Raw genomic sequence first — 26,783 nt, 5'->3', positions numbered from 1 at the left:
AAAATTGCGTCACCGGTCACGAAAATGATCGTGAATGGTGCGTGCCATTGCCTCCGATATGCCGTCGATCTGCATCAGGTCTTCCATCGCCGCACGGGAAACAGCCTTTGCCGTTCCAAAATGATGCAGCAATGCGCGTTTGCGCGATGGGCCGATTCCCGCAATTTCATCGAGCGGGTTCTTGACCATTTCTTTCTTGCGCCGTGCGCGATGCGTGCCGATGGCGAACCGGTGTGCCTCATCGCGCATGCGCTGGATGAAATAGAGAACCGGATCGCGCGGCGGCAGGGTGAAAGGCTGCTTACCCTCCACGAAAAACCGTTCGCGTCCCGCTTCACGGTCCACGCCCTTGGCGATGCCGATTGCATTGACCAGATTGGCGATACCCATCTCGTTGAGAATCTGACGCACAGCCCCCACTTGCCCCTGTCCACCGTCAATGAGAATCACATCGGGCCAGGCCGGGAAACTGTCATTTATTTCAGGCACTTCAGGGCTTTCCGGATCGGGTGCTTCATCCGGCGCGCCATGCTCCTTCACCAGCCTTGAGAAGCGACGCTCGATCACTTCGCGCATCATGCCAAAATCATCGCCCGGCGTGATATCTGTCGAGCGGATATTGAACTTGCGATACTGGTTTTTGACGAACCCTTCCGGTCCGGCGACGATCATGCCACCGACGGCGTTCGTGCCCATGATGTGCGAGTTGTCGTAAACCTCGATGCGGCGTGGCGTACGCGCAAGGCCGAATGTCTCTGCCATGCCTTGCAGCAGGCGCGCCTGCGACGAGGTTTCGGCAAGTCTGCGGCCCAGCGCTTCGCGCGCATTGGTCAGGGCGTGATCGACAAGGTCCTTCTTCTCGCCACGCTGGGGCACATTGACCTGCACCTTATGACCGGCGCGGGTGGAAAGCGCCTCGGCGATGAGCGACTGTTCTTCCACGGCCTCAGACAGAAGCACAAGGCGGGGGCAGGGTTTGTCGTCATAGAACTGCGACAGGAATGCGCCCAGAACTTCCGCCGGGCCAAGCGAGCTGTCGGCTTTTGGATAATAAGCGCGGTTGCCCCAGTTCTGGCCGGTGCGGAAGAAGAAGACCTGAATACAGGTCATGCCGCCTTCCTGATGGATGGCGAACACATCGGCTTCTTCGACCGTCTGCGGATTGATGCCCTGATGTGACTGGACATGCGAAAGCGCTGCCAGACGGTCGCGATAGACTGCCGCATGTTCGAAATCGAGATCGGCAGATGCCGCCTGCATGGCGGTGGCCAGATGGTCTTTCACCGACTGGCTCTTGCCGGACAGGAATGCTTTGGCCTCCGAGACCAGCTCGGCATAGTCGGCATCGCTGATTTCGTGCGTGCACGGACCGGAGCAGCGCTTGATCTGATAAAGCAGACAGGGGCGCGTGCGGCTTTCGAATACCGAATCGGTGCAGGTGCGCAGCAGAAAGGCGCGTTGCAACGCGTTGATTGTGCGTCCTACCGCGCCGGCCGACGCGAAGGGGCCGAAATAGTCGCCCTTGCGAGAGCGTGCGCCGCGATGCTTGAAAATACCCGGCGCGCGATGATCGCCCGTCAGCAGAATATAGGGAAACGACTTGTCGTCGCGCATCAGCACATTGAAGCGCGGGCGCAATCGCTTGATCAGATTGGCTTCGAGCAGCAGCGCTTCGGTTTCGGTGCGCGTGACGACAAATTCCATCATCGCCGTCTCGCGGATCATCCGGACGATGCGATTCGAATGGGCTATGCCGCGCGCATAATTGGAAACGCGTTTCTTGAGATTGCGCGCCTTGCCGACATAAAGCACGTCACCGTCACTGTTGAACATGCGATAGACGCCGGGATTGTTCGGCAGCCGTTTCACGAAGGCGTTGATGATATCCTGACCGCTGAGACCTGCCGTATCCGGCAGTCCATCGGACGAGTCCCACTGGATCTGATCGGCCATTGAAGGCGCAGCAACAATTTCGGAACCGGTGTCGTCGCTGTCTTCATCATCTTCGGCTTCCGCATCGCCAATGATAATACCGGCCACGTCCTGCTCGTCGTCGGACGGCAGGTTAGAGCCAGTATCGTCATGGCTTTTGCGGTTGCCGCTCATTCAGTGATTCCTGCGATGTCGGGGGTTTCCCATGCCAGATGTTGCCCGCCGTCAAGCGCGATCATCTGGCCGGTAATGGAACGATTCTCCCAGAAGTAACGCACTGTGCGCCCGAATTCCGGCAATTCTGGCGCACGTTGCAAGGCGACCTTGCTGACCTGTCGTTCAAAATCACCCGGTCGCTGCCGCTCACTCGGCAAGGTCGGACCCGGCGCAATGGCGTTGACGCGAATGCGCGGGGCCAATGCCTGCGCAAGCGTGCGGGTTGCATTCCAAAGCGCTGTCTTGGACAGCGTATAGGAGAAGAAGTTCGGATTGAGCTTCCAGACGCGCTGGTCGATTACATTGACGATCAGCCCGTCCACTGCTTCCGGCAGAGCCTTGGCCATTGCTTCGGAAAGCATGACCGGGGCTTTGAGGTGAATCGCAAAATGCTTGTCCCACAAAGCCATGTCGAGATCACCAACCCGGTCATCCTCAAACAAGGACGCATTATTGACGAGCAGGCGGATCGGGCCGATCTGGCGCTCTGCTTGCGCAATAAGGCCGCGCACATCCTGCTCGGATGAGAGGTCGGCCTGAACGACGCAGGCCGTTCCGCCGCGCGCAATGATGGCGTCGGCAAGAGCCTGACCTTCTTCGATGGAACGGTTGCAGTGGATCGCAACAGGGAAGCCATGGGCTGCGAGGTCTTCGACAATCGCCTTTCCGATGCGCCGTGCGCCGCCCGTCACGAGGACCGGACATTTTGCAAGCTGGCTGACTTCCTGTTCGTTCAACACGGTAAACACTTTCTTATCGAGATTCTCTCGTGATTTTCATGCCATTTTGCTCGTCAGATTGCATCCATTAATAGCGGGAAATACGTCCGCTACTGACAAAATGCGAGCAATATCAGTTGCTTCTCGTAGCGAGGGAGTGAGTTGATTGCCCCGCAACAATCCGCACCCGCTCATATAGTCACAAAAGCTTGGCGTTGCGAGAATGCAACATCGCATTTTTGCCATTTTCTCGTCGGGTTTTCTTCACAGAAGCGGGCATTTCGTGCCGCAATTACCGACGATACCTCCTCCCCATCAGCACGGCATGGGCAACTTCGAACTCCCAACATGCTGCCCGCCCGATAAGGGACCGTGTCAAACGTAATTTGTGTAAGGAGAATGCTATGCGCACTCTTAAGTCTCTCGTAATCGCCTCGGCTGCGCTGCTGCCGTTCTCTGCGACTGCCTTTGCAGCTGACGCCATTCAGGAACAGCCTCCTGTTCCGGCTCCGGTCGAAATGGCTCCCCAGAACACCTGGGCTGGCGGCTATACCGGTCTGTACCTCGGCTACGGCTGGAACAAGGCCAAGAATTCGAATGGTTACGGCGAAGTAAAGCCTGACGACTGGAAGGCTGGCGCTTACGCTGGCTGGAACTTCCAGCAGGACCAGTTCGTATACGGTGTTGAAGGTGACGCCGGCTACTCCTGGGCCAAGAAGTCCAGGGACGGTCTGGAAGTCAAGCAGGGCTTTGAAGGCTCGCTGCGTGCACGTCTCGGCTACGACCTGAACCCGATCATGCCATACATCACCGGTGGTATCGCCGGTTCGCAGGTTAAGCTCGACAACGGCTTTGATGACGAAAGCAAGTTCCGCGTTGGTTGGACTGCTGGCGCCGGCATGGAAGCCAAGCTGACCGAAAACATCCTGGGCCGCGTTGAATACCGCTACACCCAGTTCGGTAACAAGACCTACGATCTCGGCAACGAATCGGTTCGTAGCAAGCTCGACACCCATGACATCCGCGTCGGTCTCGGCTACAAGTTCTAATTATCTGATAATTGAACACGGAAAACCGGGCAGGCAACTGCCCGGTTTTTTGTTGCTCGAATTTTTCTTCGGGCAAACAGGCCGCTTAGTAACCTTCCTGCTGTGCGGTATCGATCAGCCATTTACGAAAAGCGGCCATCGCGTCCGTTTCCGGGCGCGATTGAAGTCGGGCCAGCCAGTAGCTGCCCATCGTCACCGTTTGTGGGAAGGGCTGGACGATTGTTTCGGCGTGAAGCTGCCGGGTGAACATTGACGGCGGCGCAAGCGCGACACCTGCCCCCTGTATTGCAGCTTCCATCATGGCCAGCGACGAATCGAACATGATGCTTTTGGGCAGCGGCATGTCGCCGGTGACGCCAGCAGCAGCAAACCATTGCGACCATTCATCGGCCCGATAGGACCGAAGCAGCGTATGGCGAGCGAGATCAGGCGGGTTTTTCAGCTGACTGGCTATGTCCGAAATGCACAAGGGCGAAAGCGGCGCTTCCAGAAGGCGGGTTGCCTCGACACCGTGCCACGCCCCGGACCCGAACCGAATCGCAAAATCCAGTCCCTCAGCGGCGATGTCGACGCGGTTATTATTGGTCGAAAGCCGCAAATCGATAAACGGATGCGTGGTCTGAAAATCGCGCAGGCGAGGGATCAGCCAGCCGACGGCCAAAGTTCCGACCACACCAACGCGCAGAACCTCGCGATAATGTCCGCCTTCAAAACGTTCCAGCGTCCCGGCAATGTTATCGAAGGCCTCCCGCAAGGTGGGCAGCAGCGTTTCACCTTCATGGGTGAGCAGCAATCCGCGCGGCAAGCGTTCGAACAGGGTGACATTGAGGCGGCTTTCGAGGCTTTTCACCTGATGGCTGACAGCGGCTTGGGTCACGCATAATTCGATTGCCGCCTTGGTGAAGCTGAGATGGCGTGCCGACGCCTCGAAGGCGCGCAGTGCATTCAGCGGAAGATGAGGCCGGACCATCGCTATACCCAAATTTTTCTAATGTCAGAGGCAAGATAACGTCGTTTGTTTCGGACGTATAGCTCGCTTATATCGAGAGTGCCGAATAGACGGGTTTTGATTTCAATTCACCTGCATCCGGTTTAACGCGCGTTATTTCACATGAGAAAACACCGATTCCTTCCGCATGTCTCCCACGCGGCAGGGAAATCGGTTCACAATGAGGATTGCGTATAAGTCATGAGAAAAACTACCGTTTCCGCCTTGAGCATAACTGCCGTCGCCAGCCTGTTGACCAGTGTCTCCGTACAGGCCGCAAACGCGCCGAGCGAGAAAGAAAACAGGCATCTGGTCGATGAAACGATCAAGCCTGTCATGGCCGAACACAAGATTCCCGGAATGGCTGTCGCCGTTACGGCGGGTGGCGAGACCTACTTTTTCGGCTATGGCGTCGCCTCTAAGGAAAGCGGACAGAAGGTGACCGAAGACACGATCTTCGAGATTGGTTCCGTCTCCAAAACCTTTACCGCGACGCTCGGCGGGTTGGGGCTTGCGGAGGGTGCGTTTAAACCGGGGGACACGGCGACGAAATACGCTCCCAAACTGGCAGGCAGCAGCTTCGACAAGGTCTCGATGCTTGATCTTGGCACCTACACTGCTGGCGGTTTGCCCCTGCAATTTCCAGACAGTGTCACCGACCACAAGACGATGATCTACTATTTCAAGAATTGGAAGCCGGATTATCCTGCGGGCACGCAGCGCCGCTATTCAAATCCGAGTATCGGTCTGTTTGGTTATCTCGCCGCTCAAAGCATGGGCGAGCCCTTCGACAAGGTGATGGAAACGAGGCTCATTCCAGCCTTCGGCCTGAAGCACACATTCATCCAGGTGCCTGAAAGCCAGATGAAGAATTACGCCTATGGCTATTCGAAAGCCAACAAGCCGATCCGCGTGTCTCCCGGCGCCTTCGACGCGCAGGCTTATGGAATCAAGACCACTGCGCCGGACCTGATCCGTTTCGTTCAGTTGAATATGGACAGCACATCGCTTGGTCAGCCGATGCAAAAGGCCGTAGCGGCCACGCATACCGGCTATTACAAGGTCGGTGACATGACACAGAGCCTTGGCTGGGAGCGTTACGCCTATCCTGTGAGTCTGAAAACGCTGCTTGGCGGCAACACCTCCGATATGGCGATGAAATCGCACAAAATCGAAAAGCTCGACCCACCTTTGCAGCCGTCGGACGACATGCTGCTGAACAAGACCGGTTCGACCGGTGGTTTCGGGGCCTATGTGGCCTTTGTGCCGGGCAAAAAGATCGGCATTGTGATGCTTGCGAACCGCAATTATCCGAACGATGCACGGATCAAGGCCGGTTACCGCATCCTGAAGGCGCTGGACGGCAATCAATAATCGCTGAAAATACAAACGCCCCGGATAGCGGCTGCCATCCGGGGCATTTGAAAGCTTGGCGCAGAACTTAGCCTTGCGGCAGCAAAGCCGCCAGTTCCGGATGCAGTTCCTGATAACGCTTGATCCAGCGCTTCAGCTTCGGACGTCCACGTTCCCATTTGCCATCGAAGCGCAGCGCGAGATAGCCCAGCACAGCAGCGACGGCGATATGGCCCGCATGCAGCTTGCCCGCCAGACGCGGCGGGGCCTCATTGAGCAGGTCGAGCGCACGCTCGGCCTTGCGCCATTGCAGATCCAGCCATGGCTGGTGGATTTTATCTTCCGGGCGCAGGCGGCGTTCATAGACATGCGCGAGCAGAACGTCGGCCAGGCCATCGGCAATGGCTTCATAACGCTCGGCATCGGTGCGCTTTTCCGCGTTGCGCGGGAAAAGCTTGTTGCCGGAAACGCGGTTCAGATATTGGGTGATGGCGCGGCTGTCGAACACCGCCTTGCCGTCATCGGTAACAAGGGTTGGAATCTTGCCAAGTGGATTGGCGTTGATGAGGTTCTCCGGCTCCGCCGACGTGTTCACGACCACGCTTTCAAAAGGGACGCCTGCATAATGCGCGGCCATGCGCACCTTCGCGCTGTAAGGCGAGGCGGGTGAATAGAGAATCTGCGTCATATTTGATTCCTGAGAATGAAGATTATTGGGTTGCCGGCATCATGACCGAACGGCTGCGGCAGGCGTTATTATTAACCTCCTGGCAGGCGCGATATTGGAGATCCTTCGTCATGCAGATGCGCACTTCCTGAAGATAATTGCGCTGGCAGGTGACAGAAATGCCGCTGGCCTTCATGCCCGGATTGGCTGCAAGAAAGGCTTTTTCGACCAGCATCGGGTCAACCCGGCGGTCACCGCTTACATTGCGAAGGCTGGGCGGAATATTGACCTGCTCATAGGCGTTGCGCAGCGTGTCGAAATAATCGCTCTGGGACAGACCCGAGCAGCTTCCGTGCTTGCGCCATTCATGGCCTATCAATCCAGCGGCCGGCATGATGTCCGAGAGGCTGGAAATAATCTGACGCGGAACATAACCGCCGCGGCTGCGCACATTGTCGAGCTGGCAATTGGCCGGATAGCCCCATTCATTTTGGGGCCAGAGACCATGGGCGACGAAGCCGAAAGGGCGCTGGTTGTTGCATTGCTGCTTGTTGGCGCGACGGCCTTCCGACGCGCAATAGCTCGGTGACCAAGAAAGCGACAGCACATAGAAGTCGAAATCGCCGGGCACATCGCCATTGTCCTGGTCGTCAGCAAGAGCTGCACCCGACAATATTGTCGTCGCCATCAGGGCAATCGAAAGCAAAGCGCTTGGGACAGCCGCCAGTCTTCGCAGCATGGAACCTCCGGTCAGGTCAGCGGAGGACGCGGCAGCTTGGCGCGTCGTAGACATACCAGCGGTCGAAGCCTTCAACGCAGAATTCCACGTTGCGACCGACCGATGCAAAACCCTGACCTTCTTCGACTAGATACCAGACGGAACGGTATTGGCCGTCGCTTAACACGGCAGTGGCCTTGCAATAGGTGCGTTCGATTTCTGCCGGGTTGGTCTTCGGCTCATAACGGGTCAGCTGAACATCGCTCATCGCTGAAATGCCGACTTGCGGCAGTTCGGGAACGTGGCGCACCTGATAGCCGAAGCGCGAGACCACCGAGCGCAGCACGCTCTGCTGGTTGCAGACGGTGTTGTCGACGACGGCTGGTGCAGACTGAGGATAATCGGCAGCGCTGGCGGGCAGGGCTGCAAAAGTCACCGGCAGGACGGAGGCGGCGAAGAGGGCGGCCCGCGAAAAGCGACCGAAGCGATCCAGTTTGCCCGAGGTAAGTTGCATGTCTCTATCCTGTCCCAAAATGCGAACGCGAAGCGCGCGCTTATGTCTGTGATAGCCGAAGCTTTGCTTCGCGCAGTTTCTTTCAGCACGCGGCAGCGGTCAAGAGCGATCCGTCTCGCCGCGTATCCACCGAACACTGAAATTGCTACCCTTTTCTTCGGCCAGCAGTTTCGTAAGGCTGGGAAGCACGGTTTGCATCTCACTTTCGAGTGTATAGGGCGGATTCACGACAATCATACCGGTGCCATCGAGGCGCGGCTTGGATGAGGGCGGGCGAATCGCCAGCTCGATCTGCATGATCTTCGGAATCCCGGTTTCATGAAGCCGCTTGGCGAAGCGCTCGGTTTCCTTGCGGTCCTTCACCGGATACCACAGCGCATAAGTGCCGCCGCCGAAGCGCTTGTGCGCCTTGGCGAGACCATCCACCATACGGTCGAATTCGCCTTCAATTTCGAACGGCGGATCAACCAGCACGAGGCCGCGTTTTTCCTTTGGCGGAAGATGCGCGCCAAGCGCCAGCCAGCCGTCGAGTTCAATGACGCGCACCTGATAATCGCCGTCGAAGCGCTTTGCCAGTTTGGCCGCATCCTGCGGGTGCAGTTCCAGCGCTGACAGGCGGTCCTGCTTGCGCAACAAATGCCGCGTCACATAAGGCGAACCAGGATAGTGGCGGAGTTTTCCGTCCGCGTTCACCGCCCGCACTGCATCGAGATAAGGCGTGAGCAGTTCCAGCACTGCCGGTTCGATCTGGCCTTTTTCGACCGCTTCGATGACACGGTGAATGCCACCCGTCCATTCGCCGGTCTTGCCCGCTTCGACGCTTTTCAGGTCGTAAAGTCCGATGCCCGCATGGGTGTCGATGACGCGAAAGGCCTGATCCTTGCGCTTCAGATAGTCGATGATACGGGCGAGGATGACGTGTTTGACGACATCCGCGAAATTTCCGGCGTGATAGGCGTGACGATAATTCATGATCGCGCTTGTTTCACGGCTTTCCGCTTTCGGCAAGAGGATACCAATTTCCGATTCGCCACGACTGTCATAAATGTGACATACAGCGGTCACCAACCGCATCTTCACCTGAGTCGAGCTTGCAATGTCCGGTGGCGTCCTTCTGATCGTCCTGTTTGGCGCGTTTCTTCACGCGAGCTGGAACGCCATCGTCAAAAGCAGCGGCGACAAGTTTTTCGCTGCCGCCAGCGTGACCGGCGCTGCCGGTTTCATCGCCTTGTTCATCGTGCCATTTCTGCCGATGCCGAATGCGGTCAGCTGGGTCTATATCCTGATGTCGACCGTCACCCAGACTTTCTATATGTCGCTGGTGGCGGCGGCCTATAAATCCGGCGATATGAGCGAGGCCTATCCCATCATGCGCGGCACGCCGCCTTTGCTCGTCGCGCTGGTCAGCGCCCCGCTGGTGGGCGAGGTCATGGGCTGGAAGAGCTGGCTCGGCATTGTCTTCATCTGTTCAGGCGTGCTGGCCATGGCGCTGGAAGCAAGGCGGCGCAATCGCGGCACCTCCAGTCGCACGGCCATTCTGGCGCTGACCAATGCCGGCTTTATCGCCGGTTACACTATCATCGACGGTCTTGGCGTGCGGGCGTCGGGTGCGCCGCTTTCCTATACATTATGGCTGTTTGTCATCAATGCCGTGCCGTTGGCGGGCTGGGCGCTCTATCGCGAGCCCGACCGTTTTATCAGCTATATGCGCAATCGCTGGCGTCCGGCGCTGATCGGCGGCGTGGGGACGCTCGGTTCCTACGGGCTGGCACTCTGGGCGATGACCATGGCGCCGATTGCCGTGGTGGCGGCCTTGCGTGAAACCGCCATCCTGTTCGGCATGATCATTTCTGCGGTCGTGCTGAAGGAAAAGGTAGGGTTGCCGCGTTTTGCGGCTGCGGCACTGATTGTGCTGGGTGCGATTACGCTTCGTCTGTCTTAGAGGTCCTACGTTGAAAACATATTTCGCCGTGTGAGCGCTTGCGGTAATAAAGAAATATGAACGAGCAAATTTCCATATCCAATATCAAGATCGGTCATTCGGCTTGCCCGCATGACTGCCCGTCCACCTGCGCGCTCGACGTCGAACTTCTGGACGAGCGCACCATCGGTCGTGTGCGCGGTTCGAAGGACAACAGCTATACGGCGGGGGTCATCTGCGCCAAGGTGGCGCGTTATGCCGAACGCGTTCATCATCCGGATCGCCTGAAACACCCCTTGATACGCTCCGGCGATAAGGGCGCGGGCGAATGGAAACAGGCGTCCTGGGAAGCAGCGCTTGATCTGATTGCCGAGCGGTTTTTGAAAGCCGAAGCAGAATATGGCAGTGAAAGCGTCTGGCCCTATTACTATGCTGGCACGATGGGGCTTGTTCAGCGCGATTCCATCAATCGTCTTCGCTTCGCTAAGCGCTATTCCAACCAATTCGATAGCTTCTGCACGAACATGGCCTGGACCGGCTATTTCGCCGGAACGGGAAGCCTGATCGGCCCCGACCCGCGTGAGATGAGCAAGGCCGATGTGGTGGTGATCTGGGGCACCAATGCTGCCGCAACGCAGGTCAATGTCATGACCCACGCCGTGCGTGCGCGCAAGGAACGCGGCGCAAAGATCGTCGTCATCGACATTTATGCCAATGCGACCGTGCGACAGGCCGATATGGGCATCGTACTCAAGCCCGGCACGGATGGCGCCTTTGCTTGCGCCGTCATGCATGTGCTGTTCCGCGACGGCCTTGCCGATTGGGATTATCTGGAGCGCTACACCGATGACCCGAAGGGGCTGGAAGCGCATCTGGCAACCCGCACGCCGGAGTGGGCCTCCGCCATCACCGGTCTGACGGTTGAGGAAATCGAAGCCTTCGCGCATCTGGTCGGCAAGACCAAGCGGACCTATTTCCGCCTTGGCTATGGCTTCACGCGCCAGCGCAATGGCGCGGTGAATATGCATGCCGCAGCCTCTATCGCTTGTGTGACCGGCGCTTTTCTTCATGAAGGCGGCGGGGCGTTTCACTCTAACGCCAGCATCTTCAAATTCGACAAGCGCGAGATTGAAGGTCGGGCGATGCAGGATAAGACCATCCGCTTCCTCGACCAGTCGAAGATCGGGCGCGTTCTCACCGGCGATCGCGAGGCGCTTTATGACGGCCCGCCCGTCATGGCGATGCTCATCCAGAACACCAATCCGATGAATGTGACACCGGAACAGCGTCTTGTCCGCAAAGGTTTTGCGCGCGAGGACCTGTTCGTCACCGTGCACGAGCAGTTCATGACGGATACGGCCAAGATGGCCGATGTCGTGCTGCCTGCCACCACATTCCTCGAACATGACGATATTTATCGCGGCGGCGGCCAGCAGCACGTGGTGCTTGGGCCAAAGCTGATCGAACCTTTAGCCGAGGCGCGACCGAATATTTTCGTCATCAACGAACTAGCCAACCGGCTGGGCGTTGGGCATCTTCCGGGCTTTTCTGTCGATGAGCGCACGCTGATCGATAATATGAATGCCAATAGCGATCTGCCGCATTTCGACGGACTGAAAGAGCGACGCTTTGTCGATAAGCAGCCGCCATTTGAAGAAGCGCATTACATCAATGGCTTCAAATGGCCGGATGGCAAATTCCGCTTCCGTCCCGACTGGACGGGTAGTCCTGCACCGGACCGTCCGCCGGAAGTCATGGGCCTGCAAGGCGAGTTCCACTCGATCCCGGAATTCCCGGATTATTGGGAAGTCATTGAGGTGGCGGATGCCGAGCATCCGTTCCGGCTCGCGACATCACCGGCGCATAATTTCCTGAACTCGACTTTTGCCGAAACGCAGACCTCTATGGCCAAGGAAATCCGCCCGGAACTGCTGATTCATCCGGACGATGCGGCGGAACTTGGCATTGCCGATGGCGAGCGGATCGAGATCGGCAATCATCGCGGCGAAGTGGTGCTGCACGCCGTGTTTCGCGCTGGTCAAAAACGCGGCGTGGTGGTGTCGGAAGGCATTTTTCCAAACACGTCATTCGAGCGCGGCGAGGGGATCAATACGCTGCTCGGTGCGGAGCCCGCCGCTCCTTATGGCGGTCTGGCGGTGCATGACACAAAGATCTGGATCAGAAAACTTGCGTAATAAAAAGCCGCGCCGAATGTCTTCGGCGCGGCTTTTCCGTAAAGCAGACTAACGATTAACCGGCGTAGTTCAGCTTCAGCTTGGACACACCAACAGCTGCATTGAGGCCACGCTGGCCCTGAACCGAAATCGGCTGCAGCGAAATCGTCTTCCAAGAACCACCCGTCAGGATGTTCGTGCCGAAACCGATGCCGATGGCTGCATTGGCCGAAGCGCCGACATAACGGCCCTTGAGTGCGCCTTCCGGACGAACGGTCGGAGCCCAGACGGCCCAGGCGACAGTGCCGCCATTGATAAAGCCGACGTCAACGCCGAGCTTGGTGATCGTTCCGGTGTAATGTTCCAAAGGATTACCACGGCGCGCAGGGCGGAACACACAATCAACCTCCTGCTGGCTGCCGATGATCACACCGATCGCCGGGGAAATGTCGCAGGTCAGGGTGCCGACTTCCGAACGCGGCTGCGTGCGACCCGAAGCGGGAGGAGCTACGAAGTCTGCCGCGATGGCGGGAGCGGTGACAGCAATGCCGGAGATGACGGCCATTGCGGACAGGAAGGAAGTCGAAAAACGGAGAGACATGATCTTGTCCTCTTCTTGAACACATATTGAAAGAGACGGGGCTGCATAGGCTCGTCTCAATAACGGGGATTGCCGAAGCAAGTTCCGTTACAAATCTGAATTAGAGCTTTTTGCGGGAAATTAAAGTTTTATTAACAAAAAACTCGGGGTGTGATGAATTTGTCGCGCATATGCGCGGAAGCGCCCTCAGGCGCTCACGAGCATCGCGTCGGCTAGAGACGCATCATCGTCCTTCTGGCCATTCGCAAACTGCCGCAGAACGAGCGGATAAATCCGATGTTCGGCTTTCAAAACACGTGCCGCCAGCGTGTCGGCAGTGTCGCCGTCGATGACCGGCACGGCAGCCTGAGCCAAAATGGGGCCTTCGTCCATGCCTTCCGTCACAAGATGCACGGTGCAGCCTGCAAGTTTCACACCGGCGTCGATAGCGCGCTGATGTGTGTGGAGGCCCGGAAAAAGTGGCAGCAGGGAAGGGTGGATGTTGAGGATGCGTCCTTCATAGGGCGCGATAAAACGCCCGGACAGAAGCCGCATATAGCCAGCGAGGCAGAGGAAATCAGGCTTCAGCGTAGCCAGCGCGGCGAGGATCGCATCTTCATGCTCTTCCTTCGACGCAAAATCCCTGCGCGTGAAAACTTGTGTGGCAACGCCAGCGGCTTGCGCTTTCACGAGGCCGCCTGCATCTGCCTTGTCGGAAAAAACCGCGACGATTTCCGTCGGAAAGTCGGGTGCCTGCGCAGCCCGGATCAGCGCCTCCATATTGGAGCCGCCGCCCGAGATGAAAATAACGGCCCGCTTGCGGCTCATAGTGCGAGCGTGCCCTTATAGACGACGCCGTCCTTTTCGCGTGCGATCATGCGACCGAGCGTGACGACCTGTTCGCCTTCAGCCACGAGGGCCGCGACCACTTCGTCAACCTTTTCAGGCGTGACGACGGCGATCATGCCGATACCACAATTGAAGGTACGCAGCATTTCATTGGCTTCCACGTTGCCGGTCTTGGCAAGCCAGGAGAAAACGGGCGGTACGGCGATGGCCGTCAGGTTGATTTCGGCAGCCAGACCTTCAGGCAGAACGCGCGGAATATTGTCGGGGAAACCGCCGCCGGTGATATGCGCCAACGCCTTGATACCATCCGAAGCGCGGATGGCTGCAAGCAGCGGCTTCACATAAATGCGGGTCGGGGTGAGTAGCGCTTCACCCAACGTCGAACCCGGCTGGAATGGCGCATCGGACTTCCAGCCGAGGCCGGACAGTTCAACAATGCGGCGCACCAGCGAAAAGCCGTTGGAATGAACGCCGGAAGAGGCGAGGCCAAGAATGATATCGCCTTCGGCAATATCGCCGCGCGGCAACAGCCGGTCGCGCTCTGCCGCGCCCACGGCGAAACCGGCCAGATCGTAGTCGCCGTCGCGATACATTCCGGGCATTTCAGCGGTTTCGCCGCCGATCAGCGCCGAGCCAGCCTGACGACAGCCTTCGGCAATGCCTGCAACGATGTCCACGCCCTGATCGGGCGACAGCTTGCCGGTGGCATAATAATCGAGGAAGAAAAGCGGCTCCGCACCCTGTACAACCAGATCGTTCACGCACATGGCGACGAGGTCGATACCAACGGTGTCGTGCTTGTCAGCGTCGATGGCGATCTTCAGCTTGGTGCCCACGCCGTCATTGGCGGCGACCAGAACCGGGTCCTTGAAGCCTGCCGCTTTCAGATCGAACAGGCCGCCGAAACCGCCGATCTCGCCATCCGCACCGGGACGGCGCGTCGAACGCACGAGTGGCTTGATCTTTTCAACCATCAGGTTGCCGGCATCGATATCGACACCTGCCTGCGCATAGGTCAGGCCATTATGGCCGTCGAGCTTGTTTTCCGAGGACATGGCCTGCTCCTGAAACTGGGTGCTATCCACTAGGGTCTAAACTCGATTAGGTTTCGGGCGCGGCGCGAGCTGGATTTTGTTTTAGAATAGGAGAAAAGACCGTGATGGAGTAAATCTCCATGAGGGCTTTTCGACGCATTCTGGGACAAAATCCACCGCGTTCCTTCGGAATATGACGGAAATCCCTCATCTTTTCGTCGCGAACACTTGATGGAGATACACTCCACCTTCGCGTTCGCTCCTAAAGCTGAGCGATTTTCGCTCATACCGCGCTCCAAATCCTAATCGAGTTCAGACCCTAGCGCGCAATGCCACGAGATGGCGCTGCCCGCAAGGTCAAGAAGCGGGAAAAGCGCAAAACTCTGCTGGATTCTGCCCAGTTTTTCGCATGATCGGCCGTTGTCGTGCCGATGACTGCGTGTGTCGCATGGCTTTGCATTTCGCGCGGGCCAGTCTACTCTTAGTACAGAATGAGCCGAGCATCAGCGATAAGATGCCGGTAATGCAATTCTGATATTGTTTTGCCAGCAGATATTTGCAGAGAACGGAACCATATGGTCAAGAAGCCGACGCCGACACGCCAGACAAGCGCCAGAACAGATACCAACCAGACGGCTGGCAGCAAAGTCATTCGCCAGACGGATGCCATCGCTTCGGATGGCAATATCCACGTCAATGTCGAAGTCGGCAGTTTGACGGGAACAACGGTGCGGCGTCAGGCGATGTTCTGGGTCGCGACAATGGCCTTGTTCGTTCTGTTTCTGGTGGTGTTCAGCTCGGTGCTGCTGCCTTTTGTGGCGGGCATGGCTCTGGCTTACTTCCTTGATCCCGTGGCTGACAGGCTCCAGCGTTTCGGCTTGTCGCGTCTGACTGCAACTGTCGTGATCCTGCTGGTTTTTCTGATCGCGCTCGTCGTCGGGCTGATGATCATCGTGCCAATTCTGGCGACGCAGCTTGCCGATTTCATTTCCAAACTGCCCGGATACATCACGCAATTGCAGTCGTTGCTCGCTAACGAAAACTCGCAATGGCTGAAGAAATATATCGGCATCGACAGTTCGGTCATTCAGCAAAATCTCAGCGCGCTGGTCCAGCAGGGCGCCGGTTTCATGACAACGCTGCTGCAGTCCCTGTGGAATTCGGGGAAATCCCTGATCGATATTGCGGGACTTTTCGTCGTCACGCCGGTCGTCGCCTTCTACATGCTTCTCGACTGGGACCGGATGGTCAATCGCATCGATTCCTGGGTGCCGCGCGCGCAACTTCATACGGTGCGCCAGATCGCACGCGAAATGAATGCAGCGGTTGCAGGCTTCATTCGCGGGCAGGGCACGCTCTGCCTCATTCTGGGCACGTATTATGCCCTGGGACTGACCCTGACGGGGCTCAATTTCGGCCTGCTGATCGGCTTTTTTGCCGGTCTGATCTCCTTCATTCCCTATATCGGCTCGTTCGTCGGTCTGGCACTCGCCATTGGTGTGGCGCTGGTACAGTTCTGGCCAGACTGGATCATGATCTGTGCCGTCGCGGCGGTGTTTTTCATCGGCCAGTTCGTGGAAGGAAACATCCTCCAGCCCAAGCTGGTTGGGTCGTCGGTTGGCCTCCATCCGGTATGGCTGATGTTCGCTCTGTTCGCGTTCGGTTCACTGTTCGGCTTCACCGGAATGCTGGTCGCTGTGCCCGCTGCGGCGGCAGTCGGGGTGCTTGTGCGTTTTGCCTTGAATCGCTATCTCAATTCACCGATGTACGATCCAGCCTTTCGTCGTCGCGACCCGGATGCGGGGCCGCTGATCGAGGCAGGCGAGAATGCAGGCCCGAATGCAGGCAGGGACAAATGAGACTGAACCGCAATCTGGACGGATGTGCGGGAGGCAGCGATGCGTGACGCCCCGCGTCAGATTCCGCTGAATCTCGAACACCAGCCCGGTTATCACCGCGAAGACCTGATCGTCACGGGCTCGAACCGTGCGGCGGTTGACCTTATCGACCGCTGGCCGAACTGGGTATCGCCGGTTACGATCCTGGCCGGGCCTACCGGCGCGGGCAAGACGCATCTCGCCGAAATCTGGCGCGCAGGTACAGATGCGCTTCTGGTCGATCCCGCGCGGATTACCGATGAAATCGTTCAGGCTGCGGCAGAGCGCGCCGTGCTGATTGACGATATTGGCGGCGCGCCGTTCGATGAAACGGGGCTGTTTCACCTCATCAACAGCGTTCGCCAGCATGCCGCGCAGGGTTTCGGGCCGTCACTCCTGATGACGTCGCGCCTGTGGCCCGCGAACTGGAACGTAAAGCTGCCCGATCTCGCTTCGCGGCTGAAAGCGGCCACCGTGGTGGAAATCGCCGAGCCGGACGATCTTTTGTTGTCGGGTGTCATTCACAAGCTTTTTGCCGATCGTCAGGTCAGCGTTGAGCCGCATGTCGTGACCTATCTGGTCAGCCGGATTGAACGTTCGCTCCTGTCTGCGATCCAGATTGTCGACAAGCTCGACCGGGCGGCTCTGGAACAGAAAACCCGCATCACGCGGGCGCTGGCGGCGCAGGTGCTGGCTGATACGGATGGCCAAACGGGCGACAAGGCAGGCTGACGGTGAAGATTGTCGTCACGGGGGCAGGCGGGTTTATCGGCAGCGCGCTTGTGCAGCAGCTGTATGACGAAGGGCATCAGGTCACGCCCCTCTCTCGCAACGATCTGGCGAATGCGTATTTCTCCGGCACGGAGTCCGTTGTGCACTGCGCGGCCCTTGCCCATCGCACGGGCGCGGAACGACCGGACGCTGATGCTTTCGATGCCGTCAATCACCGACTGACTGTTGAACTGGCCGAAAAGGCGAAACAGGCGGGCGTGAAACGCTTCGTCTTCGTTTCAACCATCTATACCATTGCCGGAAATCCAACGCCGTTGACGCCCGACATGCCACTATCGCCGAGGGCAGACGACGATTATGGACGCGCTAAGGCGAAGGCGGAAGCGGCGCTGCTGGCGATGACCGGCATCGAGGTTGTCATTGCGCGTCCCGTACTCGTCTACGGTCCCGGTGCACGCGCCAATCTCCGGGCCTTGATGAAGCTCTGCGATAGTGCATTTCCGCTACCGTTCGGCATGGCGAACAACCAGCGCAGCTTCGTATCCTTGCAGAATGCCGCCCGCGCACTTGCTTTCCTGTCGCAAGCTCCGGCTGAAAAAGTCGCGGGGCGGGTGTTCCATCTGGCTGAACCCAAACCACGTTCAACGCGGCAACTGGTATCCATCGCCCGTAAGGCTATGGGGCGTCCGACGCGCCTTCTGCCCGTGCCGCCAATGCTGATGCGCCTGCTGTTGACGGCACTCGGAAAAAAGGGGCTCTATGAGCAGCTGTTCGGTGATCTGACAGCGGACACGTCGTCACTGACCGGCGCCGGGTTTGAATATCTTCGTGGCGATCCGCAGATTGCAGCCATGGCTGCGGAAGTTAAAAAAGCCTAATTCTTATCTCCAACCGCCTTGGGCGGGACGATGCGGGACTGCGTCTGTAGAGGCGCGCTTTTAGCGATCTCGGGCTTCTTCGTGACCGAGCCGGTGATCAGCGTTGCGCTGTCGGGCTTGTTGCGACCGCCGACAAGCTGATCTTCATGAACCCAGCCAATCATATTGGTCTTAGGCACGATGACGCGATGCCAGCGCCCTGTCTTGCCGTAAGAGCGCATCTCGCGTCCCTTTGCGACGGTGCCGATGGCTGCGGATTTGTCCCATGCATTCTTGTGAATGGTCAGCTGCGTCCGGGCATAGACGACCGAAGGCGAATGCGCAGGCGTGTTGACGCCACGCGGCGGCATCATATGCGGGCCGGTCGGCGCTGAGGCGACGAGTTGATTGGTCGGGCGTGGCGGCTTCGGCGCTTGAACGGTGACTTGAGTTGGGGCTTGAGCCGCCGCCTGCTGAACGGGCTTCGGAGCGACAGGCGCTACAGGCGCTGACGGACGCGGCACAGGGCCAACGGCTGCACCATAGTCCTTGTCTTTCTCCTTCGACAGTGCGGTCGATTCTGGAGCCTTTGCGGTAACCGTGGGCTTGCTTTCCGTGCGGGGCGGGGTCGATGCAAAAGGATTGGTCGCGGAGCGCGGGAACAGCGCCGTCAGTGCGGCTTGCGGGCTTTTGTGCTGCGAGGTGGCCCATAGGCTGAAAGCGCCAAGACCGAGGATGGCGGCCAACGCCAGAACAGGCGCAGACGAACCAGATCCGCCCTTGGTGGAGCGGGACCTCTTTTTCGGTGCAGCTTTTCGGGTGGGCTTCCGTGCAGCCATATGTCTGACCCCTGTTCGAATCGCGATGGCTAGACGCTAACAAGTCTTCCTTCGCATTTCGTTACCTGGCGCTTAATGGGCAAGGGCAGGCCACAAACGGAAAACGCCGCTTTCGCGGCGCATCCAATTCTTCGAGAAGAGGCTAATCAGTGTCCGGACGTCTTGCCGTCACAAGAAGTCTCGCCGGAAACCTTATCCTGTTGTTTCTGGTTCGATTCCTGCTCTTCAACTGCGTCACGCCACTGTGCCCATTCGCGTTCGTGACGACGATAAAGTTCATCGGAAACAGTCTGGATACTCATTTTGATCCTCCGTTCATCTGGCGATGCAGATAACACGGAGCTGCCCAGAACGTTGCATCACAAAGCGTAAGCACTTGAAATCTAAATCGGTTTATATGTTTATAACCTTTTTAGAGGTCAGTTTTCCTCGACGGAAACACCGCCTTCTCCGATTTTTAACTCGATCCCGGCGGGTTTCGTCTCTTCGCGATAGACGTAAAAAGCCAGACCGGTGGCAACGACGATCAATGCGCCGATAATCAGATAAAGCCCGTTTCTGTTCACATTCAACTCCTTAACGTGAGGGGTAAGAATGGAACGCCCGAATGCGCCATCGGTTCCGATAAAGAAAACCCACGCGGCCATGCGCTCGCGTGGGTTGTTGCGGACTTGATCGGCAATCAGTGCGTTATGGCAGGCAGGGTTTCCGCCGGAACCATATGGGTAAATGGCGGCAGATAGGCCTGTGCCATCACGAGAAGACCGATGAGCGACGCCAGCGCAACCGAGTGGAAGAACACATAGCGCAGGATCTTCGACTCATGCCCGTACCACTGGGTTGCCGTGGACGCGACAACGATGGATTGCGCATCGATCATCTTGCCCATGACGCCACCCGACGAGTTGGAGGCAGCCATCAGTACCGGCGAGAGCCCGAGCTGCTCGGCGGTAATCTTCTGCAAGCCGCCGAAAAGAACGTTGGATGCCGTGTCCGAGCCGGTGAGGGCAACGCCGAGCCAACCCAGCATTGCGCCGAAGAACGGATAGACCCAGCCGGTCTGCGCGAATGCAAGACCAAGCGTGGCATCCGTACCGGAATAGCGGGTGACATAGCCCAGCGCCAGCATGGCCGCGATGGTGATGAGCGAGAAGCGCACCACATAGGCAGTCTTGCCGTATTCCTTCAGCAGCTTGAACGGATTGAAGCCCAGAACCAGCCCCGCCACGATGGCGGAAAGCAGGATGCCCGACCCTGTGGCCGACAGCAGATTGAGCGTATAGACCGCCGCTTCCGCATGAGCTTCGGCGACGACGGGCGGCACTTTGAACACCAGATTATGCAGATAAGGTACCTGCACTTTCAGCACCCAGAGTGAGTCGAGCCATGCACGGAACTGTGGCGTGCCCCACAGAAACACGAAGACTGACAGAATCAGCCATGGCAACCACGCACGGAAAACGATTCCGCTCGCATGTTGCTGCGGTGGCGTATAGGGCGCGGCGACTTCGTCGGCATCGAGACTGGTGGAAGTCCAGATGCGTTTCGGCTGCCATATTCTCAGAAATCCGGCGAGCGCTGCCATGGAACAGACGGCGGCAACCACGTCGACCAGCCACGGACCATGGAAGTTTGAAACCAGATATTGCGGAATCGCAAAGGCCACACCGGCAACCAGCAAGGCAGGCCAGACTTCCAGCATGCCTTTGCGTCCGGCAAAGGCCTAGATCAGCCAGAAGGGCACGATAACCGAGAAGAACGGCAATTGCCGCCCGATCATGCCTGATAGTTGCAGAAGATCGATGCCGGTCACGGCGGAAAGCGCGATGACTGGTGTTCCAAGCGCGCCATAGGCCACAGGCGCGGTGTTTGCGATCAGCGACAGGCCAGCAGCTGGGAGAGGGGCAAAGCCCAGCCCCATGAGCATCGCCGCAGTGACCGCGACAGGCGTGCCAAAACCAGCCGCACCTTCAAAGAAGGCACCGAAGGAAAAGGCGATGAACAGCAGCTGCAGACGGCGATCCGGCGTAATCCCGGCGATCGAATCGCGCAGAATGTTGAATTGCCCGGTCTGTTCAGTAAGGCGATAGAGAAAAATGACGTTCAGGATAATCCAGCCGATGGGCAAAAGCCCGTAGGCCGCGCCATAGACGGCAGTTGCGCCTGCCTTGTCGGCGGGCATACCAAATCCTACAACGGCGATGATGAGAGCGGTCAGAAGACCGAGTATTGCTGCAGTATGAGCTTTCATATGGAGAAAGCCGATGCCGCCCAACAGGACGACAATTGGCAAAGCGGCAAGCAATGTTGACCAGAACATGCTGCCCAAAGGGTCGTATACTTGATTCCAGGGCATGGTTTCCTCCCTTCCTGGACTGAAAAACGTTCCTCTCTTCAATGCAAAATGCTTCACCGGTCTGTCTGCCGATGAAGAGGCAACGGACACCATCCTCTCCCCGGACGTGCCTATTGCTGATTGTTGACTTCTTTAGACGATTGATTGGTAAACTTACTTTACCAGGACTGTCAATTCGGGCTCTTCTGCTACTTTAGGCATGGATATGCTGCTCGTGCAGGAGAAAAGTCTGTGCTTGTTCAAATGACGTAACGTCAGAACTTGTTCTGATTCGGGAAAAGCATGCGCCAATACAGGCCGCTTTTTCGTCGTTATTTCAGCGCATATTGGAAGGCCTCTTTGAGAGGAGGCTGTCATGGTCACGCGCGCATTGCCGCCGAAGGAATTCGAGGCACAGAATGTTCGTCAGGGCAGGCAGGGAACCCAGGTTCTGACCGTGTTGATTGTCAGTCTGATGGCATCCCTCGTCGTGTGGATGTTTGTCGGGCTGTTCGGGTAGAACCGGGCAGTTAGAGCGGCATTCGCCCTTTGCCGCCGGGCACCGATGAAGCGGCGCGGCGGAAAAGGACTTTGTGCGCCAGCGCCAATCAGGCTTTTTTCGACGGGCCAGTCATGGCAAAAGCCAGCTTGAACGCGATGCGCCCGACGACCAGCGAAAAGCAGAAGGCGACCGGCCAGGCAATCACGAAATTGCTGACCCAATCATGAAGCCAGGCTTCAGTCGGGCCGAGATGCAGGAAGCCCATGAATCCCGTCATCAGAAAAGCCATCATGCATGAGATCAACGCCTGAGCGAGAATAAGTGTCTTGGGCGACATTCGGAAAACTCCACAAACAGATAGGCGTGAAGCGGTCTTTAGGGATTTCGATCCGAAGAAGAGCACAGCACCACCAAGAGAAGGTTAGGTGCCGTGGGTTCGCTGAAGCGGTTGATTCCCGCGTCTAACGGGCACCGGAATAACCAACCGGCCTGGAATTTTTCGGCAGAGCCTCAATAAACCAGCCGGTCGCAAAGTCAATTGTCCGCCCGGACTTCCCCACGAAAAGACATTTTGTAGTCTCCGGGGAAATATCTAATGATAGGGCGGGGGAAGGCACTGCGAGTCGTCAATTTGCATTGACTGGTTGTGATTACCCTGCCGGCGGCTGGGTCGGCACATCAATAAGGGAACCAGCCAAAGCAAATTGGGAGAACTTAGCATGCGTGTCTTGAAGCGTATCGTCGTGGCTGCTTCGGTGGCGACGATGGCAACCATGATCGGCGGACTGGCAACGACTGCTGCAAATGCCGAAGCACCGCTGAAACTCATCATCGGCACCGAGGGCGCCTATCGTCCGTTCAATTTCATTAAGCCGGATGGCACCCTGGCTGGTTTCGACGTGGATATCGCAAAGGCGCTTTGCGATGAAATGAAGGCCGAGTGCACGTTCATCACGCAGGAATGGGACGGCACGATCCCGGCGTTGCAGGCCGATAAATTCGACGCCTATGTATCGTCCATGTCGATCACGGAAGAGCGCAAGAAGCAGGTCGATTTCTCCAACAAATATTACAACACGCCTCCCGGCGTCGCGGTTCCGAAGGATAGCGACATCAAGGGCGTGACCAAGGCGGACCTTGCAGGCAAGACGGTCGGCGTGCAGGTTTCCACCACCCATGCCAATTATGCCGAACACGCCTTCACCGACAGCACGATCAAGGCTTATCCGACCGCTGACGAATATCGCCTCGATCTGGCCAATGGTCGCCTCGATGCCGCCAATGATGACAGCGTCACGCTGGCCGAATGGCTGAAGACACCGGATGGCGCCTGCTGCAAGATGGTCGGCACCTATCCGCCCGACCCGGAAATTCACGGTGTTGGCGTGGGCGTCGCCCTGAAGAAGGGACGTCCGGAACTGGTTGAAAAGTTCAACGTCGCCATCAAGGCCATCCGTGCGAATGGAAAATACAAGGAAATCAACGACAAATATTTCGATTTCGACGCTTACGGCTCGGAAGACTGATTCTATCCGCGAATTTGCACCGGCTTGCGATGCGCAAGCCGGTGCATTCAAGCGAGCTTTTGGCAGGGGCGGGTCCAACTCTTGCGTCAACTGTTCGATTTTTTTATGAAAGTTTGAAAATAGCTCTTGCCTTAGGAAAGCGAATTCTCTAGGGAACTCAACGTCCGAAAGGGCCACGGAGCGTAGCGCAGTCTGGTAGCGCACCTGATTTGGGATCAGGGGGTCGCAGGTTCGAATCCTGCCGCTCCGACCATGTTTTCCCCACCATGATTGACCTGAAAAAACCAAGCTATCCTGTGCTTGGCTTGTGGCGCGCGTCTTTATCGCGTTGACATGGGTTGGTGGGTCTACTATTGCCTTGTTGAAATTCAGAGCCCTTTTGGGGGCGGCAAGAGCATAGTCCAAGGTTCTTCAAATGGTTGCACGCATTTTCCGTCCAGCTAAGACTGCCATGCAGTCCGGTCAGGCCAAGACAGATCAATGGATCCTCGAATACGAGCCGGAAAGCCCGCGCAAGGTCGAGCCATTGATGGGCTACACGTCGTCAGGCGATATGAAAAGCCAGATCCGTCTCGCTTTTGATAGCCAGGAAGACGCCATCGCTTATGCAAAGCGCTATGGCATTGCCTATCGCGTTGCCGAGCCGAACGAACCGAAGCGCCGCAAAGTGTCCTATTCGGACAATTTCCGCTTCGATCGCACGATGCCCTGGACGCATTGACAGCTTGCCCGGTCTTGGTCATCGCGCTAAGGCCGGAATATGATCGCTCGGGCTTTTACTGAAGCCCGAAGCGCTCAAAATGTCTTCGACTTTTCAAAGACGTGGTCCCGTAGCTCAGCTGGATAGAGCACCGGCCTTCTAAGCCGTAGGTCGCAGGTTCGAATCCTGCCGGGATCGCCACCTTTCCCAAATTTCCGTTTCGTTCTGCCTCCATGCGTTCATCCCGTGGGAAATGTTGCGCGCATGGATTTGCACGCCGGTTCTTGGTCCTGAGGACTTGGAATACCGCGACGGTGAGAATCGCGCTTAAAGGCGCCGGTCTTCTCGTCGGAAAGGTTGTTATGAAGCTCGTGTTTCTCGCAGTATCGTTTGCTATTGTTTTTCTCACTCCGATTGCCTATGCGGCGTCCGACGGACAAGCGGATGGTTGTATCGTCGCACCCCCGCAGAAATGCTGCCCCAACAAGGACAAACCCAATTCTATGATCTGCTTCCCCTATACCAGCAGATCATAAGCCGGTTTGATCCCTGTCATTGTCAGTAAAACTGTCGATATCCGGTGGATAGAGCCCGATTGTCTTTCTTGTTTACAGCTTTCGCGTGTATTTCAGCAAAGCTTTAATAAGTGAAGAGGAGAGGGCATGCGTTATATTCCAACGGCGGTGGCCGGGTTCATCGGTCTGGTTTTGCTCAGCGTTATTCTGGGCTCATGGTACACGATCGACGAAGGCGAACGCGGTGTCGTTCTGCGATATGGCGCGGTCGCCGGGGTCGCGCAGCCGGGACTGGGTTTCAAGATTCCCTTGATTGATTCCATCGTTCGCGTTTCGGTACAGTCGAAGGCGGCGATCTATAACCAGATGGAAGCCTATAGCCGCGACCAGCAACCGGCGACCATGAATCTGTCGGTCAATTATCGCATCCCGCCTGATCGCGTCGAGGAAGTCTACGCCAATTACGGCGGCGAGGACGGCCTGCTGTCGCGTCTGGTCGAGCGTCGCGTTTTCGAGGAGAGCAAGACGGTGTTCGGCAAGTTCAATGCCGTGACGGCCATTCAGGAGCGCAGCCGTCTCAATCAGGAGATCGCAGAAGCCATCCAGAGCAGCGTACGTGGGCCGGTGGTTGTCGACAGCGTCCAGATTGAGAATATCGACTTCTCCGATGCCTATGAACAATCCATCGAGCAGCGCATGCTGGCGGAAGTCGAAGTGCAGCGTTTGCGCCAGAATGCCGAGCGCGAAAAGGTGCAGGCGGAAATCACCGTCACGCAGGCCAAGGCGCAAGCTGATGCGCGCCGTGCGGAAGCCGAAGCGCAGGCCGATGCCGTGCGTCTTCAAGCCGAAGCGGAATCGGAAGCTATTCGTCTGAGGGGCGAGGCGGAAGCAACCGCCATCAAGGCGCGTGGTGACGCGCTGCGGGATAATCCGGGTCTCGTATCGCTGACACAGGCGGAAAGATGGAACGGCCAGTTGCCATCGACCATGTTGCCGAACAGCTCCATCCCGATGCTGAACCTTAATCCGCAGACCGTGTCTGAATGATCGGAAAATGGCGGGGCAAAAAACCCCGCCATTTTTTTGATCTCGTGGCCGGCTTAGCGCGGTTCGTTGCCGCGTGGGCGGATATAGGCACGTGGGCCATGACCGCCCGGGCGTCCGCCGTGCCAGCCGGGACGATCCCAGTTCCGGTTACGATAGCGATAGTCAGGGCGACCCCAATAACCGCGACGATAATAGTAATCATCGCGATCATTGAGCGCGGAGCCGATGGCCACACCGGCGATCAGCGGAATGCCGATGAGGGCTGCGTTACGTCCGAAATCATTGGAATAGCCGCTGCCGACCGTTCCTTCCTGAAACGCGATATAGCGTGACGACGACCAGCCATGGGTTCCGCCATAGCTCACCTGACACCAGCCATAACCCGAGGTGCAGCCGTGTACTGTCACCGGCGCGCCGCCCGGGATGGCGCCCATGGACGGATAGCTGGTGCTGGGGCCGGTGCGGATATTGAGATTGGCGGTGGAGATGGCGTTTGCGGCCTGTGCCGCGCCAGCCGACAAGACTCCCAACGCCACAAGGGCAGCTCTCAAAGCGAGTTTCATCGAACATCTCCCTGAATGAACACGATGAATGACGACAATCTTTTATGAAACGAGGCTGTCGGGCGAAAGTTCCTCTTTGGAACTTGGTAAACAGTCGGACGTCAGGGCAATCGGTGAGAAAAGCAATATACGGGACAAAGAAAAAGCGCCGGGATATCCGGCGCTTTTGTATACGTTTGCTTGGTGGGTCCGGGCTTAGCGTTTGCAGCGCGCCACGTAGATTTTGCCATGACGGTTGCGGTATTCGCAATTGCCATTGCGCAATTCGCGCACGAGCAGACCACCAAGCGCGCCTGCACCTGCACCGATCAGAGCACCCCGCCCGCCGCCGGCGATGCCGCCGATAATCGCGCCTGCACCCGTACCGATGGAAATATCTTTTTCAGTGGTGGTGCAGCCTGAAATTGCCATCAGCGCCACCAGTCCAAGTGCTACTTTCCGCATTTCTGTGTCCTCCGTAAGTGCAGTGATGCAATAAGAACGATTCGCCTTGAAATCGGTTGCTCGAAAATAAAGGAGAATTTGCAGCGAAAACAGTGGTTAGCGGCGATAGCGCAGAATGACCGCAATCGCCAG

Annotated in this window: 27 protein-coding genes, 2 tRNA genes and 1 pseudogene; 13 read left to right on the top strand and 17 right to left on the bottom strand. The window is 57.5% G+C overall.

All coding sequences use genetic code 11. The annotated features are described in order from the left end of the window. Positions 1-9: 9 nt before the first annotated feature. Together uvrC and WIX40_RS10350 are read right to left on the bottom strand one after the other, a co-directional pair. Positions 10-2,106 (bottom strand): excinuclease ABC subunit UvrC, encoded by a 2,097-nt coding sequence (gene uvrC / locus WIX40_RS10355; protein ID WP_339439846.1) that lies wholly within the window; start codon positions 2,104-2,106, stop codon positions 10-12. Then, positions 2,103-2,897 (bottom strand): SDR family oxidoreductase, encoded by a 795-nt coding sequence (locus WIX40_RS10350; protein WP_371830776.1) that lies wholly within the window; start codon positions 2,895-2,897, stop codon positions 2,103-2,105. The genes uvrC and WIX40_RS10350 overlap by 4 nt, the downstream gene beginning before the upstream one ends. Before the next feature lie 374 nt (positions 2,898-3,271). On the opposite strand from WIX40_RS10350, the gene omp25 reads away from it, so the two are divergent. Then, on the top strand, positions 3,272-3,916 hold the full coding sequence (omp25, locus tag WIX40_RS10345) for an outer membrane protein Omp25 (RefSeq protein WP_339439845.1): 645 nt from the start codon (positions 3,272-3,274) through the stop codon (positions 3,914-3,916). 85 nt (positions 3,917-4,001) lie between these two features. Here the strand turns inward: omp25 and WIX40_RS10340 are convergent, their stop codons facing one another. Further along, positions 4,002-4,886, bottom strand: a complete 885-nt coding sequence (locus WIX40_RS10340) for a LysR family transcriptional regulator (RefSeq protein WP_339439844.1) — start codon at positions 4,884-4,886, stop codon at positions 4,002-4,004. Positions 4,887-5,105: 219 nt separating this feature from the next. On the opposite strand from WIX40_RS10340, the gene ampC reads away from it, so the two are divergent. After that, on the top strand, positions 5,106-6,278 hold the full coding sequence (gene ampC, locus WIX40_RS10335) for a class C beta-lactamase (RefSeq protein WP_339439843.1): 1,173 nt from the start codon (positions 5,106-5,108) through the stop codon (positions 6,276-6,278). Positions 6,279-6,345: 67 nt separating this feature from the next. Here the strand turns inward: ampC and WIX40_RS10330 are convergent, their stop codons facing one another. The 4 genes from WIX40_RS10330 to WIX40_RS10315 form a co-directional block, all read right to left on the bottom strand. Then, the gene (locus tag WIX40_RS10330) at positions 6,346-6,945 is read right to left on the bottom strand and encodes a glutathione S-transferase (protein ID WP_140024820.1); all 600 of its coding nucleotides are present in this window, start codon (positions 6,943-6,945) and stop codon (positions 6,346-6,348) included. A 22-nt stretch (positions 6,946-6,967) separates the two neighbouring features. Continuing rightward, positions 6,968-7,663 (bottom strand): ribonuclease T2 family protein, encoded by a 696-nt coding sequence (locus tag WIX40_RS10325; protein WP_140024819.1) that lies wholly within the window; start codon positions 7,661-7,663, stop codon positions 6,968-6,970. A gap of 16 nt (positions 7,664-7,679) precedes the next feature. Next, on the bottom strand, positions 7,680-8,156 hold the full coding sequence (locus tag WIX40_RS10320; RefSeq protein WP_109368686.1) for a hypothetical protein: 477 nt from the start codon (positions 8,154-8,156) through the stop codon (positions 7,680-7,682). A 99-nt stretch (positions 8,157-8,255) separates the two neighbouring features. Continuing rightward, complete coding sequence (locus WIX40_RS10315; RefSeq protein WP_109370202.1) at positions 8,256-9,128, bottom strand: 23S rRNA (adenine(2030)-N(6))-methyltransferase RlmJ; 873 nt, start codon at positions 9,126-9,128, stop codon at positions 8,256-8,258. Positions 9,129-9,252: 124 nt separating this feature from the next. On the opposite strand from WIX40_RS10315, the gene WIX40_RS10310 reads away from it, so the two are divergent. Together WIX40_RS10310 and WIX40_RS10305 are read left to right on the top strand one after the other, a co-directional pair. Next, the gene (locus WIX40_RS10310; protein ID WP_109368687.1) at positions 9,253-10,098 is read left to right on the top strand and encodes an EamA family transporter; all 846 of its coding nucleotides are present in this window, start codon (positions 9,253-9,255) and stop codon (positions 10,096-10,098) included. A gap of 56 nt (positions 10,099-10,154) precedes the next feature. Beyond that, positions 10,155-12,272 carry a molybdopterin oxidoreductase family protein gene (locus WIX40_RS10305; protein WP_109368688.1) on the top strand — a complete coding sequence of 706 codons (2,118 nt, stop codon included), beginning with the start codon at positions 10,155-10,157 and terminating at the stop codon, positions 12,270-12,272. A gap of 55 nt (positions 12,273-12,327) precedes the next feature. On the opposite strand, the gene WIX40_RS10300 is transcribed toward WIX40_RS10305, so the two are convergent. From WIX40_RS10300 to purM, 3 genes are all read right to left on the bottom strand, one after another. After that, positions 12,328-12,852: a DUF992 domain-containing protein gene (locus WIX40_RS10300; RefSeq protein ID WP_109368689.1), complete on the bottom strand. Its 525-nt coding sequence runs from the start codon at positions 12,850-12,852 to the stop codon at positions 12,328-12,330. 186 nt (positions 12,853-13,038) lie between these two features. Beyond that, positions 13,039-13,659: a phosphoribosylglycinamide formyltransferase gene (gene purN, locus WIX40_RS10295; RefSeq protein WP_109368690.1), complete on the bottom strand. Its 621-nt coding sequence runs from the start codon at positions 13,657-13,659 to the stop codon at positions 13,039-13,041. Further along, complete coding sequence (gene purM / locus WIX40_RS10290; RefSeq protein WP_109368691.1) at positions 13,656-14,735, bottom strand: phosphoribosylformylglycinamidine cyclo-ligase; 1,080 nt, start codon at positions 14,733-14,735, stop codon at positions 13,656-13,658. The genes purN and purM overlap by 4 nt, the downstream gene beginning before the upstream one ends. A gap of 554 nt (positions 14,736-15,289) precedes the next feature. Here purM and WIX40_RS10285 point away from each other — a divergent pair. Genes WIX40_RS10285 through WIX40_RS10275 form a run of 3 tightly spaced genes read left to right on the top strand, consistent with a single transcriptional unit; the run spans position 15,290 to position 18,201 of the window. Next, positions 15,290-16,573, top strand: coding sequence for an AI-2E family transporter (locus tag WIX40_RS10285; protein WP_109368692.1), 1,284 nt, complete (start codon positions 15,290-15,292; stop codon positions 16,571-16,573). 39 nt (positions 16,574-16,612) lie between these two features. After that, positions 16,613-17,323: a DnaA regulatory inactivator HdaA gene (gene hdaA / locus WIX40_RS10280; protein WP_121535653.1), complete on the top strand. Its 711-nt coding sequence runs from the start codon at positions 16,613-16,615 to the stop codon at positions 17,321-17,323. Positions 17,324-17,325: 2 nt separating this feature from the next. Further along, a complete protein-coding gene (locus WIX40_RS10275; RefSeq protein ID WP_339439842.1) occupies positions 17,326-18,201 on the top strand; it encodes an NAD-dependent epimerase/dehydratase family protein in 876 nt (291 codons plus the stop codon). Here WIX40_RS10275 and WIX40_RS10270 read toward each other — a convergent pair. The 4 genes and pseudogenes from WIX40_RS10270 to WIX40_RS10255 form a co-directional block, all read right to left on the bottom strand. Next, positions 18,198-19,019 carry a hypothetical protein gene (locus tag WIX40_RS10270; protein WP_339439841.1) on the bottom strand — a complete coding sequence of 274 codons (822 nt, stop codon included), beginning with the start codon at positions 19,017-19,019 and terminating at the stop codon, positions 18,198-18,200. The two genes, WIX40_RS10275 and WIX40_RS10270, sit on opposite strands and share 4 nt — an antisense overlap. Positions 19,020-19,165: 146 nt before the next feature. Then, positions 19,166-19,321: a hypothetical protein gene (locus tag WIX40_RS10265; protein WP_167836021.1), complete on the bottom strand. Its 156-nt coding sequence runs from the start codon at positions 19,319-19,321 to the stop codon at positions 19,166-19,168. A gap of 117 nt (positions 19,322-19,438) precedes the next feature. Continuing rightward, on the bottom strand, positions 19,439-19,666 hold the full coding sequence (locus WIX40_RS10260) for a hypothetical protein (RefSeq protein WP_181376116.1): 228 nt from the start codon (positions 19,664-19,666) through the stop codon (positions 19,439-19,441). Positions 19,667-19,701: 35 nt separating this feature from the next. Further along, positions 19,702-21,375, bottom strand: a pseudogene (locus tag WIX40_RS10255) (L-lactate permease). A 355-nt stretch (positions 21,376-21,730) separates the two neighbouring features. Here WIX40_RS10255 and WIX40_RS10250 point away from each other — a divergent pair. Further along, positions 21,731-21,874, top strand: coding sequence for a hypothetical protein (locus tag WIX40_RS10250; RefSeq protein ID WP_180917957.1), 144 nt, complete (start codon positions 21,731-21,733; stop codon positions 21,872-21,874). 88 nt (positions 21,875-21,962) lie between these two features. Here the strand turns inward: WIX40_RS10250 and WIX40_RS10245 are convergent, their stop codons facing one another. Continuing rightward, positions 21,963-22,193 (bottom strand): DUF2798 domain-containing protein, encoded by a 231-nt coding sequence (locus WIX40_RS10245; RefSeq protein WP_109368697.1) that lies wholly within the window; start codon positions 22,191-22,193, stop codon positions 21,963-21,965. 382 nt (positions 22,194-22,575) lie between these two features. On the opposite strand from WIX40_RS10245, the gene WIX40_RS10240 reads away from it, so the two are divergent. The 5 genes from WIX40_RS10240 (at position 22,576) to WIX40_RS10220 (ending at position 25,644) form a co-directional block, all read left to right on the top strand. Next, entirely contained in the window at positions 22,576-23,382 is an 807-nt protein-coding gene (locus WIX40_RS10240; RefSeq protein ID WP_109368698.1) for an ABC transporter substrate-binding protein, read from the top strand. A 176-nt stretch (positions 23,383-23,558) separates the two neighbouring features. Next, a tRNA-Pro gene (locus WIX40_RS10235) sits at positions 23,559-23,635 on the top strand. A 162-nt stretch (positions 23,636-23,797) separates the two neighbouring features. Further along, positions 23,798-24,103, top strand: a complete 306-nt coding sequence (locus WIX40_RS10230; protein WP_109368699.1) for an ETC complex I subunit — start codon at positions 23,798-23,800, stop codon at positions 24,101-24,103. Positions 24,104-24,206: 103 nt separating this feature from the next. Then, positions 24,207-24,283: transfer RNA gene (locus WIX40_RS10225), tRNA-Arg, on the top strand. Positions 24,284-24,744: 461 nt separating this feature from the next. Further along, positions 24,745-25,644, top strand: a complete 900-nt coding sequence (locus WIX40_RS10220) for a prohibitin family protein (RefSeq protein WP_109368701.1) — start codon at positions 24,745-24,747, stop codon at positions 25,642-25,644. A gap of 53 nt (positions 25,645-25,697) precedes the next feature. Here WIX40_RS10220 and WIX40_RS10215 read toward each other — a convergent pair whose 3' ends face one another. Together WIX40_RS10215 and WIX40_RS10210 are read right to left on the bottom strand one after the other, a co-directional pair. Then, a complete protein-coding gene (locus tag WIX40_RS10215; protein WP_109368702.1) occupies positions 25,698-26,207 on the bottom strand; it encodes an SH3 domain-containing protein in 510 nt (169 codons plus the stop codon). A 195-nt stretch (positions 26,208-26,402) separates the two neighbouring features. Further along, on the bottom strand, positions 26,403-26,651 hold the full coding sequence (locus WIX40_RS10210; RefSeq protein WP_109368703.1) for a YMGG-like glycine zipper-containing protein: 249 nt from the start codon (positions 26,649-26,651) through the stop codon (positions 26,403-26,405). Positions 26,652-26,783 lie beyond the last annotated feature (132 nt).

The organism is Ochrobactrum teleogrylli, assembly GCF_037482325.1.
GTDB lineage: Bacteria > Pseudomonadota > Alphaproteobacteria > Rhizobiales > Rhizobiaceae > Brucella > Brucella teleogrylli.
This window is presented reverse-complemented; position numbering and strand designations above follow the sequence as displayed.